General features: G+C 44.9%; 14 protein-coding genes and 1 tRNA gene. 7 read left to right on the forward strand and 8 right to left on the reverse strand.

The genetic code is table 11. The features are described 5' to 3' along the window. The 5 genes from J7529_RS15000 to J7529_RS15020 all read right to left on the reverse strand — a co-directional run. The coding region (locus J7529_RS15000; protein ID WP_318729646.1) for a hypothetical protein at nucleotides 1–486 on the reverse strand (486 nt) is incomplete at its 3' end. Between the two features lie 403 nt (nucleotides 487–889). Continuing rightward, nucleotides 890–961, reverse strand: a tRNA-Lys gene (locus tag J7529_RS15005). Nucleotides 962–1,004: 43 nt separating this feature from the next. Further along, nucleotides 1,005–1,961 (reverse strand): NAD(+) kinase, encoded by a 957-nt coding sequence (locus J7529_RS15010; RefSeq protein ID WP_318729647.1) that lies wholly within the window; start codon nucleotides 1,959–1,961, stop codon nucleotides 1,005–1,007. A gap of 91 nt (nucleotides 1,962–2,052) precedes the next feature. Further along, nucleotides 2,053–3,039: an SDR family oxidoreductase gene (locus tag J7529_RS15015; RefSeq protein WP_271939001.1), complete on the reverse strand. Its 987-nt coding sequence runs from the start codon at nucleotides 3,037–3,039 to the stop codon at nucleotides 2,053–2,055. A gap of 219 nt (nucleotides 3,040–3,258) precedes the next feature. Further along, nucleotides 3,259–3,366 (reverse strand): PetM family cytochrome b6-f complex subunit 7, encoded by a 108-nt coding sequence (locus J7529_RS15020; protein WP_271939003.1) that lies wholly within the window; start codon nucleotides 3,364–3,366, stop codon nucleotides 3,259–3,261. Between the two features lie 150 nt (nucleotides 3,367–3,516). Between J7529_RS15020 and pdxA the strand changes: the two genes are divergently transcribed. Both pdxA and J7529_RS15030 read left to right on the forward strand, forming a co-directional pair. Next, nucleotides 3,517–4,551, forward strand: coding sequence for a 4-hydroxythreonine-4-phosphate dehydrogenase PdxA (gene pdxA, locus J7529_RS15025; protein ID WP_413038895.1), 1,035 nt, complete (start codon nucleotides 3,517–3,519; stop codon nucleotides 4,549–4,551). A gap of 176 nt (nucleotides 4,552–4,727) precedes the next feature. Continuing rightward, nucleotides 4,728–4,949, forward strand: a complete 222-nt coding sequence (locus J7529_RS15030; RefSeq protein WP_271939006.1) for a DUF4327 family protein — start codon at nucleotides 4,728–4,730, stop codon at nucleotides 4,947–4,949. A gap of 54 nt (nucleotides 4,950–5,003) precedes the next feature. Here the strand turns inward: J7529_RS15030 and J7529_RS15035 are convergent, their stop codons facing one another. Next, entirely contained in the window at nucleotides 5,004–5,387 is a 384-nt protein-coding gene (locus J7529_RS15035) for a hypothetical protein (protein WP_318729649.1), read from the reverse strand. 67 nt (nucleotides 5,388–5,454) lie between these two features. Here J7529_RS15035 and J7529_RS15040 point away from each other — a divergent pair, with 67 nt between their 5' ends. The 3 genes from J7529_RS15040 to J7529_RS15050 all read left to right on the forward strand — a co-directional run bounded on the left by J7529_RS15040 (nucleotide 5,455) and on the right by J7529_RS15050 (nucleotide 7,112). After that, nucleotides 5,455–6,612 (forward strand): IscS subfamily cysteine desulfurase, encoded by a 1,158-nt coding sequence (locus J7529_RS15040; protein WP_318729650.1) that lies wholly within the window; start codon nucleotides 5,455–5,457, stop codon nucleotides 6,610–6,612. 63 nt (nucleotides 6,613–6,675) lie between these two features. Beyond that, nucleotides 6,676–6,897, forward strand: coding sequence for a type II toxin-antitoxin system HicA family toxin (locus J7529_RS15045; protein WP_271939012.1), 222 nt, complete (start codon nucleotides 6,676–6,678; stop codon nucleotides 6,895–6,897). Beyond that, on the forward strand, nucleotides 6,894–7,112 hold the full coding sequence (locus J7529_RS15050) for a type II toxin-antitoxin system HicB family antitoxin (RefSeq protein WP_271939013.1): 219 nt from the start codon (nucleotides 6,894–6,896) through the stop codon (nucleotides 7,110–7,112). Before J7529_RS15045 ends, J7529_RS15050 begins: the two co-directional genes overlap by 4 nt. 72 nt (nucleotides 7,113–7,184) lie before the next feature. Here J7529_RS15050 and J7529_RS15055 read toward each other — a convergent pair whose 3' ends face one another. Beyond that, nucleotides 7,185–9,257 (reverse strand): AAA family ATPase, encoded by a 2,073-nt coding sequence (locus tag J7529_RS15055; protein WP_318729651.1) that lies wholly within the window; start codon nucleotides 9,255–9,257, stop codon nucleotides 7,185–7,187. 215 nt (nucleotides 9,258–9,472) lie between these two features. Between J7529_RS15055 and J7529_RS15060 the strand changes: the two genes are divergently transcribed. Next, complete coding sequence (locus tag J7529_RS15060) at nucleotides 9,473–12,004, forward strand: GAF domain-containing protein (RefSeq protein ID WP_271939017.1); 2,532 nt, start codon at nucleotides 9,473–9,475, stop codon at nucleotides 12,002–12,004. 43 nt (nucleotides 12,005–12,047) lie between these two features. After that, on the forward strand, nucleotides 12,048–12,695 hold the full coding sequence (locus J7529_RS15065) for a Uma2 family endonuclease (RefSeq protein ID WP_318729654.1): 648 nt from the start codon (nucleotides 12,048–12,050) through the stop codon (nucleotides 12,693–12,695). 133 nt (nucleotides 12,696–12,828) lie between these two features. On the opposite strand, the gene adhE is transcribed toward J7529_RS15065, so the two are convergent. Further along, nucleotides 12,829–15,501, reverse strand: a complete 2,673-nt coding sequence (gene adhE, locus J7529_RS15070) for a bifunctional acetaldehyde-CoA/alcohol dehydrogenase (protein ID WP_318729655.1) — start codon at nucleotides 15,499–15,501, stop codon at nucleotides 12,829–12,831. Between the last annotated feature and the right edge of the window lie 86 nt (nucleotides 15,502–15,587).

Genomic DNA, 15,587 nt, shown 5'->3' on the forward strand with positions numbered 1-15,587 from the left:
GCAACGGGGACTATCGGGGTTATCAGCTCTGTACCACCAGTAACCGTATTTATCTGTCACCTTCTGACCCGGTAGGGTTGCTCTCATCATGCGATGGGTAAAGTGTCCCGTATCTAGCAGTTGCTTTTTATTGAGTACCCGTCCAGCATAAGGATTCACTTTCGGGTCGAGGAAGAGCTTATCTGCGCTAGCCCGGTGCAATTGCTGCGCCTCATCACGCCCCGATCGGGGTGACTCTGCTAACTTTTCGCCAGAGTGCAGCCGGTAACTAAGCCCGTGCTTCTCGAATTCAATCTTGATGATTTTGCGCTTGAGCAACTGAGTCACTATTTGAGTTGCGAGGTATACCCCGTCAGACATAGACCCATTGCCCATTCGCCTTAGCACTCCCTTGGTTTCTGGAGTCATGGTTAGGGTTGTTCGACTACGGGCAATGGCTTCTTTACGAGCAGCTCCAGGGTGTAAGCCTTCCTTTTGTGTATGCATAGTCAGTGTCACTGTTATTGAGGGTGACGTTCATTATATGCATGATTAGTGTCACTGTGATTGAGGTTGGTTTCGAGGGGTGAAGTTACCCTCTTATCTCTGAACACACGGTGATTCACCGTGTGATAGCAGTTGCGTCTGAAATTAAGAGGATATTTTTAGGGGTTTTGGGAGGGTTTTAGTTTCTCTCAGTTTCCTCTTGGGAACCCCAGCTTCCTCTTGGGAATGCCCTTGGATTTCTCTATGGATTCTATAGAAAACTCTAATTACTATCTAACCCATTTGACCTATTTCTTGCCCCTTACTTTGTTATGGTGGTTTTGTGTTGAATGTGTGTTGAGCGTAGACTCTTAATCTCTTGGTTCAGGGGTGAGAGTCAGTGGTCGCAATAGCTGACCCTGTATAGGTGACCAGGGATTCGAACCCTGAACCAAGAGATTAAGAGTCTCCTGCTCTGCCGTTGAGCTAGTCACCTCAGTGGTTTGAGCGCTGGGCCTAATTATAGGCGATCGCCACCATTAAGGCAACTCTACTGAGGTCGGTTTAGCGATATGGGGCAATCCCCAGCCCAATTTTTCCCGCAGAATGCGGAAGAATTCCGGGGTCTGTAGGCGAATAAACCGAGCCAAATAAGGTGATTTTTCAATGACCACTTCATCTTCAGGAGAGACATAACAGCCTCCATTGCCATCAACCACCATCACTAATTGATTGGGATACACGGGATAAATCGTTACCGGGTCACTGTCATTAAAAACCAGAGCGCGTGAGGCTAAGGAATGGGGACAAATGGGCATCAGTTGCAGGACAGGAACTCCAGGAGTGACTACCGCTCCTCCCGCACTCAGGGAATAGGCGGTTGAACCAGTCGGTGTTGATACGATAACTCCATCAGCAGCCATATCAACCGGGGCATGGTGACCGATTTGAATTTCAAAATGGCACATACTGGTGAGGGGTTCGCGGTGCAGTACCATTTCGTTTAAGCACAGTGCCTCCCACATACTCGGACGTTTGGTGTTGTCTTGCGTTTGAGGAGTATTCTGAGCACGATCGCTATAAACGCGCACCATTAACATGATGCGGTTTTCGATGGTGTAATTGTCGTTCTCCACCTGATCGAGGGCTTCTGAGAGATGATTAATATAGGTTTCCGTCAGAAATCCCATGTGACCGGTATTCACCGTTAACATGGGGATACCGCAGGGGGCCACTTGTCGAGCTGCCGAAAGCACCGTGCCATCGCCCCCAAGGACGATCGCAATTTTCATCTGTGACGTAAAGTTTGGGGGAACCAGATGATCGATGGGAGTATGGCATGTGGGACGATCGGGATGGGAGTATCCCAATATTCCCCCTGCACCTGTCGCCAGTCGCACCGTCCATCCCCGTTGGATCAGTTGTTGTTCTAGTTCTTCTGCGACTCGACAGGCAGTTGGTTTAATGTCGTTGTAAATAATCCCAGCTTCGGGCACGCTAATACCAGTATTGAGAAGGTTTTCTAAATGATTTGTCTAAGGATTGTACTTCAAAGGGGTTGAATCTCGATCGCTAATCTACAGTTTTCTAGGAACGAGATTTAAACGGGCTTCTCCGTTTTTTACTTTTTTGCTTCATTTTCTCGCGCTCGTATTCGACTTCTTTGAGTTTCTTGAGAATACGGCTAAAGTATTCCTGCATATAGGAGTCTAAGGTAGTGATGTCTTTGGGGTCAAGGCCAAATACAGTATAGACTTCATCCATAGGGGCGCTCAGAGGCTTCCCACTGGCTTGAACTTCCGCAAAGGCGAGGCGATCGCTAATATTCCATGTCCATTGGAAAAATTGAGCGATTCGACGAACCCCTCGCAATAAGGCGATCGGCATTCGCGAGACTCTGGCTTGTCGTCCAGAGAGTCTTTCGCATAAGGCAATGATTTCATCTCCACTCCACGCTTTTGGTCCGACAAGGGGAAATGTTCGCCCTTCAGTTTCTGGTACACTCAAGGCCCGCACGGCGAATTGAGCGATATCCTGGGTATCCATATAGGCTACTGGTGAAGATTTTCCCATCACCCAAACGCCCTGTTGGTCAAGGATGGGAATGGCATACTGGGGAATGAGTCCCTGCATGAAGCCGGCTAACTGAAAAATGGTATAGTTCAGTTCTGCTTGTTTCAAGAACAGTTCTGTACAGTGCTTGATAGCCATTAACGGCACTTGGGGATATTGGTCAGCATCCAGAATCGAGAAAAATATGTAGCGTTCAATACCCGCTTCTTTGACCGCTTGAATCAGGGAGACTTTGGCTTCCCAGTCTACTTCTTTCATACTCAGGGAGTCGGTCGGACGGGAGGTAGACGCATCAATGACAGCGGTGACTCCTTGAAGCGCTTCTTTGATACTGTCAGGTTGACACAAATTTCCTGGGGCAAGTTCAGCTCCCCGTTCTTTTAGAAATCCGGCTTTTTGATAATTCCGCACTAAACAACGAACGGAGTGCCCTTCTTCTAGGGCGCGGAAGGTAATCTGCCTTCCTAGTGTGCCTGTGGCTCCAACAATTAATAAAGTCATTGATAATGGATATATATTTACAAAACGTTAACTTTTTATAAGAGTCTATCAGAAAACTTCAAGAATCTTGACATTTGTTCATGATTTTTCTGGCGATCGCCACAGATCTCAGCGATCCACTTCCAGTCCGAATCGCTACGAAGAAGGCGGGGAACTCTCCCCGCCAAGCATGAAAGTGTTACAGCGAATCGCTGTAAACTTGAGTTAAGCTACTTCAGATTAGCCTTCGACGCTATCCTGAATTTTCAGCAGCAGGAAGCCTAAACCTAGGCCCACCATAATTAAACTGGAAGATAACAGTGCAGCATTAAAGATTTCAGCGCCCATGGTTTAAGTAATATCCTTTAAGGTGAATGATCAAGGGGTAGAGACTCAAGCCTAGAAACTTAGGAGTAAGCCTATAGGTTGATTGTAGAACAGGGAATGGGGAATGGGGAATGGGACAATAGCACCATTGAACTGATTCATCTAGAACTTATGACTCACCGTTTAGCAATTACGATGGGCGATCCCATGGGAATTGGCCCGGAAGTTATTTTGAAAGCACTTGCCGATCTCCAGCTTCAGGAGCAGATTCAGATGACGGTGGTTGGGTCTGCCTCCATTTTACAGGAAACCTACAGCCGTTTAGCTCCCCATGGACAACTCCTAGCTAATCCTGACGATTTATCGATTCTCGATATTCCCCTGCCGGATGAGGTAGCCGAGGAACTGAAGTTAGGAGAGGGAAATGGGGCCAGTGGATGGGCTAGTTTTGCTTATTTGCAAGAGGCTATTTCTCAAACGCTCTGTGGCCACTTTCAAGGGATTGTCACGGGGCCAATCGCTAAATCGGCTTGGAAAGCGGCTGGATATGATTATCCGGGACAAACGGAACTGTTAGCGGAAAAATCGAGTACAGAGCAATTTGGGATGCTATTTGTGGGAAGATCTCCCCATACCCAGTGGCAATTGGTTACTTTATTAGCGACCACTCACATCCCTCTGGCAAAAGTTCCAGAAATCTTAACACCAACTCTCCTAAACCAGAAGCTACAATTGTTAGTTAATGTTTTGCGCGACCAGTTTGGTCTGAGTCAACCTCGGATTGCGATCGCAGGACTCAATCCCCATAGTGGTGAGCAAGGGCAACTCGGTACTGAAGAAATGGATTGGATCATTCCCTGGGTGGAAGCGTCTCGCCAAGCCTATCCCCATCTCACTTTAGATGGACCAGTACCCCCAGATACCTTATGGGTTAAACCGGCTCAAGCGTGGTATAACGCCTCGTTTGCTGCCCAGACCCATGATGCTTACCTGGCACTTTACCACGACCAAGGGTTAATTCCGGTGAAAATGATGGCTTTTGATCGAGCAGTCAACACCTCCATTGGTTTACCCTTTATTCGCACATCACCGGATCATGGAACGGCCTTTGATATTGCCGGCCAAGGACTCGCCCATGCTACCAGCATGACCGCTGCTATTCAACTGGCCACTGAACTGGTTTACCAGAAAAGTGTTATTAGTTGATGACTTTTGCAAAATATCTTAATATAATTAGGGGTCTGATAGCGTAAAAATGGAAAAAGTTCTGTAGCCAGGGATACTGAACTTAAGCTAAAATCCAATGGATGGCGATCATCCAATTAATTGCCTATCTTCCCAAGTTCTCATAAACAATCATTCCAAACATCAAGAGGGTGAAAATGCTTCAATCTATCCGTTACTCCTTAGGCATGATTCAAGACGAGGCCCGCAGCCTTGTACAAAACGGAGTAATCAGTCGTCAGCAGCCCATTTATGTTCTTTGTAAATACATTCCTGCCCGTGAATGGGGTTACGTTGAATGTGAATTAGAAAACGGTAGTTTCTTGCTTAGAGACCGGATCGGAGACCTCTTAGGACGTGAAGAATGGGATAATGACTAGATTGGAAATTAGAACAGGGGATTGGGTCAACTCATCCCCTGTTTCGTAGTCCATCTAACTTTCTTCTTGTCGCAACTGTTCTAACTCAGAGCGTAAAGTCGCGATTTGCTCAGTCAGTTCTTCAAGTTCTACTTGAGGATTTGAAGCTGTCGGTGCTTCCAGTTGTTCAGTTATTCCAGAAGAGTCAGATTCAGAAGCAGTATCTGGGGAATTCCCGTTTTGCTTCATCAAATTATCAACAAAATTGCGAGCTTCTTCTTGAGTGATTTTGCCCTTTTCTGACCATTCTCGAGTCAGCTCTTCTAACTCTTGGGTCAGTTTGCGCCAGCTTTCTTCCCGTTTCTGCTCATCTTGCAGAACTTCGGCGAAAGAAGCAGTTGCTCCTAGGGTCACATGGAAGCTTTGTTGTAACAGTTGCACTAAGGTTTCAGAATTCATATTCTTGTTTTAGGCTTGAGGATATGGGCAAGATCTGTGCCCTGATTCTACTGCAATCTTCAAGAATATGTCTGAGCGACCCATTTATCTTGATTCCCATTCGACTACGCCCGTGGATCGGCGAGTGGTAGAGGCTATGTTGCCCTACTTCACTGATCGCTTTGGTAATGCAGCCAGTGTTACCCACGTCTATGGATGGGAATCAGAAGCCGCCGTTAGCCGTGGGCGAGAGATTTTAGCTCAAGCCATTGGGGGGACTCCAGAAGAGATGATCTTCACCAGTGGAGCGACTGAAGCCAACAATCTAGCGATCAAGGGAGTTGCTGAATCGTACTTTAGCAAGGGTCGCCACCTGATTACTGTTACTACTGAACATAATGCTGTTTTAGATCCCTGTGAGTATTTAAAAGCTTTGGGCTTTGAAGTTACCTATCTGGGAGTCAACGCTCAAGGGTTAATCAATCTAGAGGAATTACAATCAGCCATTCGCGAGGATACCCTTCTGGTATCGGTGATGGCGGCCAATAATGAGATTGGAGTTATTCAACCTTTAGCAGATATCGGCCAAATTTGCCGCGATCGCCAAGTTCTCTTTCATACGGATGCAGCTCAGGCGATCGGTAAAATTCCCCTGGATGTCCAGGAAATGAAGATCGATTTACTGTCTTTAACGGCCCATAAAGTCTACGGCCCCAAAGGTATTGGAGCCTTATACGTGCGCCGACGCAATCCCAGAGTCAAGCTCGCTGCCCAAATTCACGGGGGTGGCCATGAACGGGGACTGCGATCGGGAACTCTTTATACTCCACAAATTGTCGGTTTTGCGGAAGCTGTGCGTCTAGGAATGGCAGAACAAGAAACCGAAAGCAAACGCTTAATCGAACTTAGAGAAAGACTGTGGAGCGCATTAAGTTCCCTAGACGGGATTTACCTCAACGGTCATCCGACTCAAAGGCTATCTGGTAATTTAAATATTAGTGTAGAAGGGATAGACGGATCGGCTCTATTGTTAGGATTACAACCTGTCGTTGCCGTATCCTCGGGTTCCGCGTGTACCTCTGCTAAAATTGCGCCCTCCCATGTCCTGTTAGCATTAGGCCGAGAAGAAAAACTTGCCTATGCTTCGGTGAGATTTGGCATCGGTCGATTCAATACGGAATCAGAAATCGATCGAGTTGCCGAACACTTTATTTCCACCGTTACTGCATTACGCAAAGCACTGTAAAGTGTTACCCTCAGCCATAGCACAATCGATCTAGTGAAATGATGTAAATTAGGCAAGATAGCTATGCCGAGAAAAATCCGAGAGTATAAGGCTGAGTTAATTGCATTAGGATTTGTGCAACGCCGTGGGAAGGGAAGCCATCAAAACTGGAAACATCCACAACTACAACTATTAATTACTATTGCTTTTAGAGATGGTCAAGATACACCATTGTATCTAGAAAAACTTTTAAAGAAAGCAATTCAACAATTAGAAGCGATAGAAAGGGAGGAAACAGAAGAATGAATTACCGGTATAGTTTGCTCATCCAATGGTCAGAAGAGGACAAACTCTATCTAGTAACTCTACCAGAGTTTGCTCAGTTAGCCATGCAACCTTGTTCTTATGGACATAGCTATGAAGAAGCGATCGCCAATGCTCAAGAAGCGATCGCGGGTTATCTTGAGTATTGCCAAGAAGAAGGTTTAACCCCTCCAAGTCCAAGTTCAGTTGCAGCTTAAATCTCAGGAGATCGCTAAGTTAACATCAATGGTGAAACAGCGCGTTCGATGGGTGTCAAGATTTCCTAACCATTACCCATCATTACCAGCGCCAAGCGCTACAATCTCTGTATACTCGAATTCATTATCACTAGGTTTTACCAGGGGATAGTGTTGACCCAATCGAGAGAGGGCATCGGCTTCACAATCCGGTTTAGGGGAATGGTAGACTAAAACATACTCTTGTTGAATGCGATCGCCCATTTCTTCCTCTACTTCCCCTCTCCACTGAGTTTTCGTCACCAATACCACAAGCTGAGAAGCCAGTTGAGGCAGTGCTTTCGCCACTTGACGACGATACACTTCATCTAAACTGCCAAAGGGAGAATCCATCACCATCGGAAATGTACTACTATCTGGCCCCAGATGCATATGCTCTTGGCTCCATTGCCTCACCCGATCCATAATTGCGCCAATAAAAGATAAACTCAAAATCTGATTTTCTCCCGTGGACGCGGCTACAGGATGTTCAAATAACGTGGTTTTATCGATCAAGCTTAACTCATACTTTTCACTCAGTTGGGGAGAATAGGGGGTAAACGAAATCTGCTGAAAAATATCCTGAACTCGCCCTTCTAACTCTAGTCGAAACTCCGTATCTAAGCGATATTTCATTTCTGCAATACAGTTAATCGCTTCCACGGCTACCTGAATCCGCTTTTGCGCCAATTGCTGTTTTTTCTCATTGGATTGATGTTTAGCAATTTGCTTCTCTTTTTGGGCGATATCGGCATCTAATAGTTTAATTTTCTGCTCATTGGCTCCCGTTTCCCGCTCCAACTCACTCATCCGTGATTCAGTTTGATCTAAACGCTTTTGCAAACTTTGAATATCCAAATCTGGATAACTTCTCAGCTTAGATTTAACCGTATCTAACTGAGTCTCAATTGCCGACAAATCTTGACGTTTTTGATCCATTTCGTTGCGTAACGTGTTGAGCGTCTTCCAAAATGACTCAGCCTTATTTTCCAGCTCTGAAACCTCTCCCAACAACTTTAAGGCATTTTCCTCGACATCCCCTACTCCTGCCTTATTCATCCACTGCGCGACTAAGGCATAAGCGTGACTCCCTTCAGGCAAATGTGTTCCACAAATACATTGGTGTTGCGCCAGTAGATCTTGGACAAACTGCTGTTTAATTCCCCTAGGCAACTCTCCTCGGTGACGTAACTGCTCCATTAAAGCTCTAAATTGTTCAATTGCTGAAGGTAAAAAAATTGTATAGGACTGACCCGAAATAGTATGCTTTAGCTCTGACTTAAGCTGCTTTAACCTCTCCCTTAACTCTTGTTGTTGCTTTTCTAAATCTGCGCGGCGCTTTTGTAGTTCTTCTGCTCCACTGAGGTTTCGGAGTTCGTTATTTAACTCCTCTTTAATGCGAGCATGGGAGTTCAATTCCTGAGTGATTTCTGCTTGGCGATCGCTGATTGTTTGTCGTTGTTTTTCCAAGTCATCTTTTTCTTTTAAAAACTGCTTCGTTTGTGGATCGCCAATCCGCTCTAATTCCCCTTCCAAACTTTTCTGAGATTCCTTCAAATGTCGAAGGGCGCGATCGAACACTTCTATCCCTAACAATTCCTTAGTCGCTTCCGCAATTTCTCCCTTTTTTTCCTCTCGTCCCCAAGACTCAATCCGTTCCCCATCAAAAAAGAAATATTGATGTAAACTCCTGGGTAAAATTCGTCCAATTACCTCATCTATTGGATAGTCTGTTAACCGCCATCGTCCATCATCTCCTGATATCCACATCGAACACTCAGTCTGACCATATTCTACCGTTTTTCCTCGATGGTAAGCTCGACAAAGCCGCTCAACCCGATAGCGCTGATAATCGTGTTCAAACTGCAATTCTACAGAACATTTAACAGCTTTCCCTTCCTGTGCTTCCGAAAGTGCGCGTTTATTGACCAACTGTTGAGGAGCTGCAAACGCCGCCGTAAACCGTTCATATAAGACCCAAGTAAATGCATTTAATAGCGTTGTTTTCCCCGATCCATTATTCCCGTGGATAATCGTGATATTCTGAGTGCCACTAGCAAACTTAACTTCTGGTGTTTGTCCATAAAATTGCCGGAAGTTACACAGTTTTATCGATAATAATTTCATTAAGGGGTAATGGGTAAGGGTCTTGTGGTATATCGTCAGAGATAATTAGATATGATACTACATAATAGTGGAGAGGGCTGTAAGAAGAATAACATTCAAGGGACTCAGTCCCCGATCTAATGCGATCGGTGGTATGATTCCCCATTCCCCATTCCCTATTCCCTAAATCTAGTTAACATACAATAAGAAATGAAATCTTGTAGCTTGGCATTCCTATGACCTTACCCAACACTGGCAGCGTTCTGGCGACTCTTGCCCAAGTGAACATGATGGGGGCCTTAACCGCGAGGGTGAAAGACCTCCCGGTTAAAGAGTTTATTTGTTTACTCGATTTTATCACGGCTGAATTTCAGCAGTTTTTAAGGGCGATCGAGCTAATCAACAATGAAGCTCTAGAAGCCATGTTGGAACAGATATTAGATGCCCTCACCCTCAAAATTGGGCAAATTTTGGAAGCCGATCGCACCCTGATTTTCTTGGTGAATGAAGATAAGGGGCAGTTATGGTCAAAAATCAATCAACCGGATGCCGAAAAGCCGATTGAAATTCGCTTTCCTCTCCATGTGGGTATGGCTGGTCATGTGGCCATCACTGGAGAATGCTTAAATGTTGAAGATGCCCCGACTCATCCCCTCTTTCAACCCGAACTTGATAAACAAACCAATTATCAAACCAAAAGCCTGCTCTGTATGCCCATTGTTAGCAGTAAAGGGCAAGTTGTGGCAGTGGTACAATTATCTAATAAAGCTGGGGGATTACCCTTTTCGGCTGAAGACCAAGAAACCTTTAAAGATTTCTCCGAATCCATTGGCATCATCTTAGAGACTTGTCAATCTTTTTATATGGCTGCTCGCAATCAACGGGGAGCTGAAGCCCTCTTAAAAGCAACCCAAACCCTCGGTCAGAGCTTGGATGTGGAATTGACCTTAAACTCCGTGATGGCACAAGCGCGAGATTTGATGAAGGCTGACCGCAGTACGTTATTTTTACTCAGCAAAGAAAACCAAGAACTTTGGACAAAAATTGCTAAGGCTGATGGCAAAACTCCATTAGAAATCCGTATTCCTACTAATAAAGGGATTGCTGGTTATGTGGCTTCGACTGGAGAATTACTGAATATTCCGAATGCCTATGAAGACCCCAGATTCGATCCGAGTACAGATCGGCGATCGGGTTATCATACGCGCAATATTTTATGTATGCCGGTGTTTAATTCATCTAAAAAACTCATTGGCGTAACTCAACTGATTAATAAAGAACAAGGGAGCTTTACCGGTTCTGATGAAGAGTTTATGCAAGCCTTTAATATTCAGGCAGGGATGGCTCTAGAGAATGCCCAATTGTTTGAAAGTGTTTTGTTAGAAAAACAATATCAAAAAGATATTTTAGAAAGTTTATCGGATGCCGTTGTCTCTACAGATATGCAGGGTCAAATTGTCACCCTTAATGAAGCCGCGCTAGAATTGTTGGGATGTTATTGGAATTCAGAAGAGACGAAAACTCAAATTCAGGTCTGGGAGTCTAAGTTGATTGGACGTAAGGTTTGGGAGGTTGTCCCTATTGAAAACCTAAAGATGCGAATAGAAGATAGTCTAAAAAATGGTACTAAGCAATATATTCCTGAGCAGGATTTAAAAGTTGGAATTTATCCTCTTCATGGGGATAAAAGATGTTTTAAGTTAGCGATTAAAGACCCAACCGACCCAGATTGGTTTATTCCTTGGAATGATCCCAATGAAGTCAAAATCTCTGCTAAAGATGTAGGAGCAGTCGATCGCAGTATTAATTTAACGGTTAATCCTCTGACCAATCCGAGCGGTGAAGTCAGAGGCGGATTAGTGGTGTTAGAAGATATTAGTCAAGAAAAACGCATGAAGACCACAATGTATCGCTATATGAATCCGGATGTGGTCGATCAAGTGATGGCATTGGATAATGATTCTCTGATGATTGGAGAGCGAAAAGATGTCACGATTCTGTTTTCGGATATTCGTGGCTATACAACACTGACGGAAAATTTAGGCGCTCAGGAAGTGGTAACATTACTCAATCAGTATTTTGAAACTATGGTTGAGGCAGTCTTTAATTGTAAAGGCACCTTAGATAAGTTTATTGGGGATGCTTTGATGGCAGTTTTTGGCGCACCTCTTCCCTTACAGAATCATCCCTGGATGGCGGTGAAATCGGCTTTAGATATGCGCCGAAGATTACAGATTTTTAATGACAGTAGCTTTATGGAGAATCAGCCCCATATTCGTATTGGGATTGGCATTAGTTCCGGAGAAGTGGTATCGGGAAATATTGGCTCTCGCAAACGTATGGATTATACGGTGATTGGAGATGGGGTGAATTTGAGCGCTCGCCTTGAAGGAGTGACTAAGGAATATGGCTGTGATATTATTATTAGTGAGAATACTTATAAGTTGTGCGGCGATCGCCTGTGGGTCAGAGAACTTGATAAAATTCGAGTCAAAGGTAAAAATGAAGCCGTCAGTATTTATCAAGTGATTGGCGATAAAGAAGTGGCTCTAGACTCCCAGCAGCAAGAGGCACTGGAGTTATACCATTTAGGACGCTCTGCATATATTCATCGGGACTTTAGCCAAGCCATTCAGTATTTTGAGCAAGCACAAACCCTCGATCCCATGGATAAAGCGATTACGATTCACGTAGAACGTTCTCAGGTTTATTTACACAATCCTCCCCCAGATTCCTGGGATGGGGTACATACGATGACGACAAAGTAAGACAGCGCTTCGCGCGGTAATAGGTAATAGGGGGGAAAGAGGTATGGCAACTCAAACATTAGTCAAGCCAGAACGTGTTACACAACTTCATGGAGTACGGTGGGAAACTTATCAGGCTTTATTGGTCGATTTAGCAGAATCTTCCAATAAAAAGTTAGCATTTGATCGGGGGGTATTAGAAATCATGGCTCCTTTACCAGAACATGAGATCAGTAAGGGCTTTTTAGGGCGTTTGGTCTGCATAACAACGGAAATTTTGGGTTTAGAGGTAGCCAGTCTGGGTTCGACTACATTAAGCCGTGAGGATTTGCAAAAGGGGATTGAGCCAGATGAGTGTTTTTATATTCAAAATGAGGCTCTAGTACGGGGTAAAATGTCTTTCGATTTTACCCTCGATCCAGTTCCTGACCTCGCAATTGAAGTGGATATTACCAGCAGTTCTTTACATCGGTTAGACATTTATAAGGCGTTGGGTGTAACTGAAGTGTGGCGCTTTGATAGCGAGGATTTATTGATTTATGATCTCCAGGATGGGGAGTATCAAGTGCAGGATGGTTCTCAGATTTTACCAATTTTATCGAAGCAGATCATACTAGATTTTCTAAAGCGACGCTGTGAAATGGGGGAAAATGCTCTTCTGCGTGAGTTTCGGCAAGGATTACAGGATCAAATTGCCAAGAATATGGCGTAATTTAAGATTAGGTGTAGCTTTAATTCTATTCAATTATTTCTTTATGAAATAGGGGCGAACGGCCGTTCGCCCCTACAATCAGGTCTCATTATTGAGAGGATTTGACGAGGAAACCCCTCACCCTAGTTAAGGTTTAATGGGTAACTTCCGTTAAACGCTCTACAGGTGCAACCAAAGCCTTACCATTAGAGCCATTCACACTTAGATCTAAATTCCCGTGATAAGCATCAATTAACAGTTGCTTTAAGTCTGTAATCAAAGGATAACGAGGATTTGCACCCGTACATTGGTCATCAAAAGCCTGATCTGCCACCTGATCTAATTGGGCAAAAAATGCGGCTTCATCCTCTTTAATGAATTCCTTAATACTAGAGGGGATTTGCACCTTGCGCTTGAGATCTTCCACGGCTTGAATTAACAGGGAAACCTTCTCGTCTTCGGTTTCTCCTCCTAAGTTGAGATAATCAGCAATCCGAGAATAGCGCCAGCGAGCATTGGGATATTTATACTGAGAAAAGGTGGCTTGCTTAAAGGGCGCATCGGTAGCATTGTAACGAATGACGTGGGAAATCATTAGGGCATTGGCTAACCCATGGGGAATCTGGAACGTTCCTCCTAATTGGTGGGCAATCGAGTGGCAAATTCCCAAAAATCCATTGGCAAAAGCCATTCCAGCCATGGTGGAAGCATAATGCATTTTTTCCCGTGCTTTGGGTGCATTGGCTCCTTTTTCGTATGCATCCGGTAGATATTTGAAAATGAGGCGAATTGCTTCTAAGGCTAATCCGTTAGTATATTCGGACGCTAACACAGAAACATAGGCTTCGATCGCATGAGTTAAGGCATCAATGCCCCCAAAAGCAGTTAAACTCCTAGGCATATTCAAGACTAACTCAGGATCGACGATCGCCATATTCGGGGTTAAGGCATAATCAGCCAAAGGATACTTAATATGATTGCGGCGATCGGTCACCACTGCAAATGGAGTCACCTCCGAACCCGTTCCCGAAGTCGTCGGAATCGCCACCAGCATCGCCTTCTCACCCAACGGTGGTAACTCATACACCCGCTTGCGGATATCCATAAACCGCATCGCCAACCCTTCAAACTCAATCTCTGGATGCTCATACAACAACCACATAATCTTGGCTGCATCCATGGGAGACCCCCCACCAATAGCAATAATTACATCCGGATTAAAGGTTTTCATCAAGGTCAATCCTCGATTCACCGTATCCAAAGACGGATCGGGTTCCACATCATAGAACACATCATACTTCAGACCAATCTCTTCCAGCGCTTCCTCTAGAGAATTAGTCATCCCCAAATCATACAGAGGCTTATCAGTAACAATAAATGCTCGTTCTTTGCCCGCCAATTCCCGAATCGCCACCGGAAGCGACCCATACTTAAAGTATACTTTAGGCGGAATCCGGAACCAGAGCATATTTTCCCGACGCTCTGCCACCGTCTTAACATTCAACAGGTGCTTGGGTTCCACATTCTCACTAATCGAATTTCCGCCCCAAGTTCCGCATCCCAGGGTCAAAGATGGATCGAGCCGGAAATTGTAAATATCTCCGATCGCCCCTTGAGAAGATGGCGTATTAATCAATACTCTTGCAGCTTCCACCCGGTCTTCAAACCGCTTAATATGCTCCATATTCGAGGTCGCTGTATACAATGCAGCCGTATGACCCCGACCGGCAAATGCAACTAAGCCACGAGCTTTATCCACCGCATCCTCAAAATCTGTCGCCCGATACATCGCTAAAATGGGAGATAATTTTTCGTAGGAAAACGGTTCCTCTGGGCCAATTTTATCCACTTCCGCTAAAATCACCCGCGTTTGCTCCGGAACCGAAAAACCAGCCATTTCCGCCAATTTCTGCACCGGTTGACCGACAATTTCCCCATTCAAGCGACCATTCACCAATACCTTACTGGCTAATTTCTCCCGTTCTTCTGGAGTGACAAAATAAGCGCCCCGGGCAATAAACTCTTGCCGCACTTCATCATAGACTTCATCTTCGACAATCACGGATTGTTCACTGGCACAAATCATGCCATTATCAAACGTCTTACTCAAGATAATGGAAGAAACTGCCATTTTGATATGAGCCGAAGCATCAATCAATGCCGGCGTATTTCCAGCTCCCACACCCAAAGACGGATTACCTGAAGAATAAGCGGCTTTCACCATTCCCGGTCCACCGGTTGCCAAAATTAGCTTAATATCAGGATGTTGCATCAAAGCCTGGGATAAGGGAACCGTCGGCTCATCAATCCAGCCAATAATATCCTCGGGCGCACCCGCTTCAATTGCTGCTTCTAGGACAATTCTCGCTGCATCAATCGTACATTGTTTCGCCCGTGGATGGGGAGAAAAAATAATTCCATTGCGCGTCTTCAAACTAATCAGGGCCTTAAAAATTGCCGTTGATGTGGGGTTAGTTGTGGGTACAATTCCCGCTAAGATACCCACTGGCTCGGCTATTTTCTGAAACCCAAAGGATTTATCCTCTTCGATTACCCCACAAGTCTCCTCATTCTTATACTTATTGTAAATAAACTCTGAAGCAAAATGATTTTTAATCACCTTATCTTCAGCTACTCCCATTCCCGTTTCTTCGACAGCCATTTTTGCTAAGGGAATCCGAGCTGCATTAGCGGCTAAAGCCGCTTTCTTAAAAATGTGATTCACCTGGTCTTGGCTATAGGTGGCATATTGCACTTGGGCGGTTTTCACGCGGGCAATTAGGGCTTCTAGTTCTTCCAGGTTAGTAATCTTAGTTTGACTGACCATACTTGCTCTCTCGTTCAATACTGCAATGGAAATTTCCCCCAAGAGGGTTACTGTATATTAACACCGGATCATCTTGGATTTTGGGG

The sequence above is a fragment of the Roseofilum sp. Guam genome (assembly GCF_017746735.1).
Taxonomy (GTDB): domain Bacteria; phylum Cyanobacteriota; class Cyanobacteriia; order Cyanobacteriales; family Desertifilaceae; genus Roseofilum; species Roseofilum reptotaenium.

Coding starts and splice junctions, on each gene's coding strand:
- J7529_RS15045 (WP_271939012.1), top strand. CDS start 6,676: ATGCCGAGAAAAATCCGAGAGTATAAGGCTGAGTTAATTGCATTAGGA.
- pdxA (WP_413038895.1), top strand. CDS start 3,517: ATGACTCACCGTTTAGCAATTACGATGGGCGATCCCATGGGAATTGGC.
- adhE (WP_318729655.1), bottom strand. CDS start 15,501: ATGGTCAGTCAAACTAAGATTACTAACCTGGAAGAACTAGAAGCCCTA.
- J7529_RS15040 (WP_318729650.1), top strand. CDS start 5,455: ATGTCTGAGCGACCCATTTATCTTGATTCCCATTCGACTACGCCCGTG.
- J7529_RS15035 (WP_318729649.1), bottom strand. CDS start 5,387: ATGAATTCTGAAACCTTAGTGCAACTGTTACAACAAAGCTTCCATGTG.
- J7529_RS15065 (WP_318729654.1), top strand. CDS start 12,048: ATGGCAACTCAAACATTAGTCAAGCCAGAACGTGTTACACAACTTCAT.
- J7529_RS15055 (WP_318729651.1), bottom strand. CDS start 9,257: ATGAAATTATTATCGATAAAACTGTGTAACTTCCGGCAATTTTATGGA.
- J7529_RS15015 (WP_271939001.1), bottom strand. CDS start 3,039: ATGACTTTATTAATTGTTGGAGCCACAGGCACACTAGGAAGGCAGATT.
- J7529_RS15050 (WP_271939013.1), top strand. CDS start 6,894: ATGAATTACCGGTATAGTTTGCTCATCCAATGGTCAGAAGAGGACAAA.
- J7529_RS15020 (WP_271939003.1), bottom strand. CDS start 3,366: ATGGGCGCTGAAATCTTTAATGCTGCACTGTTATCTTCCAGTTTAATT.
- J7529_RS15030 (WP_271939006.1), top strand. CDS start 4,728: ATGCTTCAATCTATCCGTTACTCCTTAGGCATGATTCAAGACGAGGCC.
- J7529_RS15060 (WP_271939017.1), top strand. CDS start 9,473: ATGACCTTACCCAACACTGGCAGCGTTCTGGCGACTCTTGCCCAAGTG.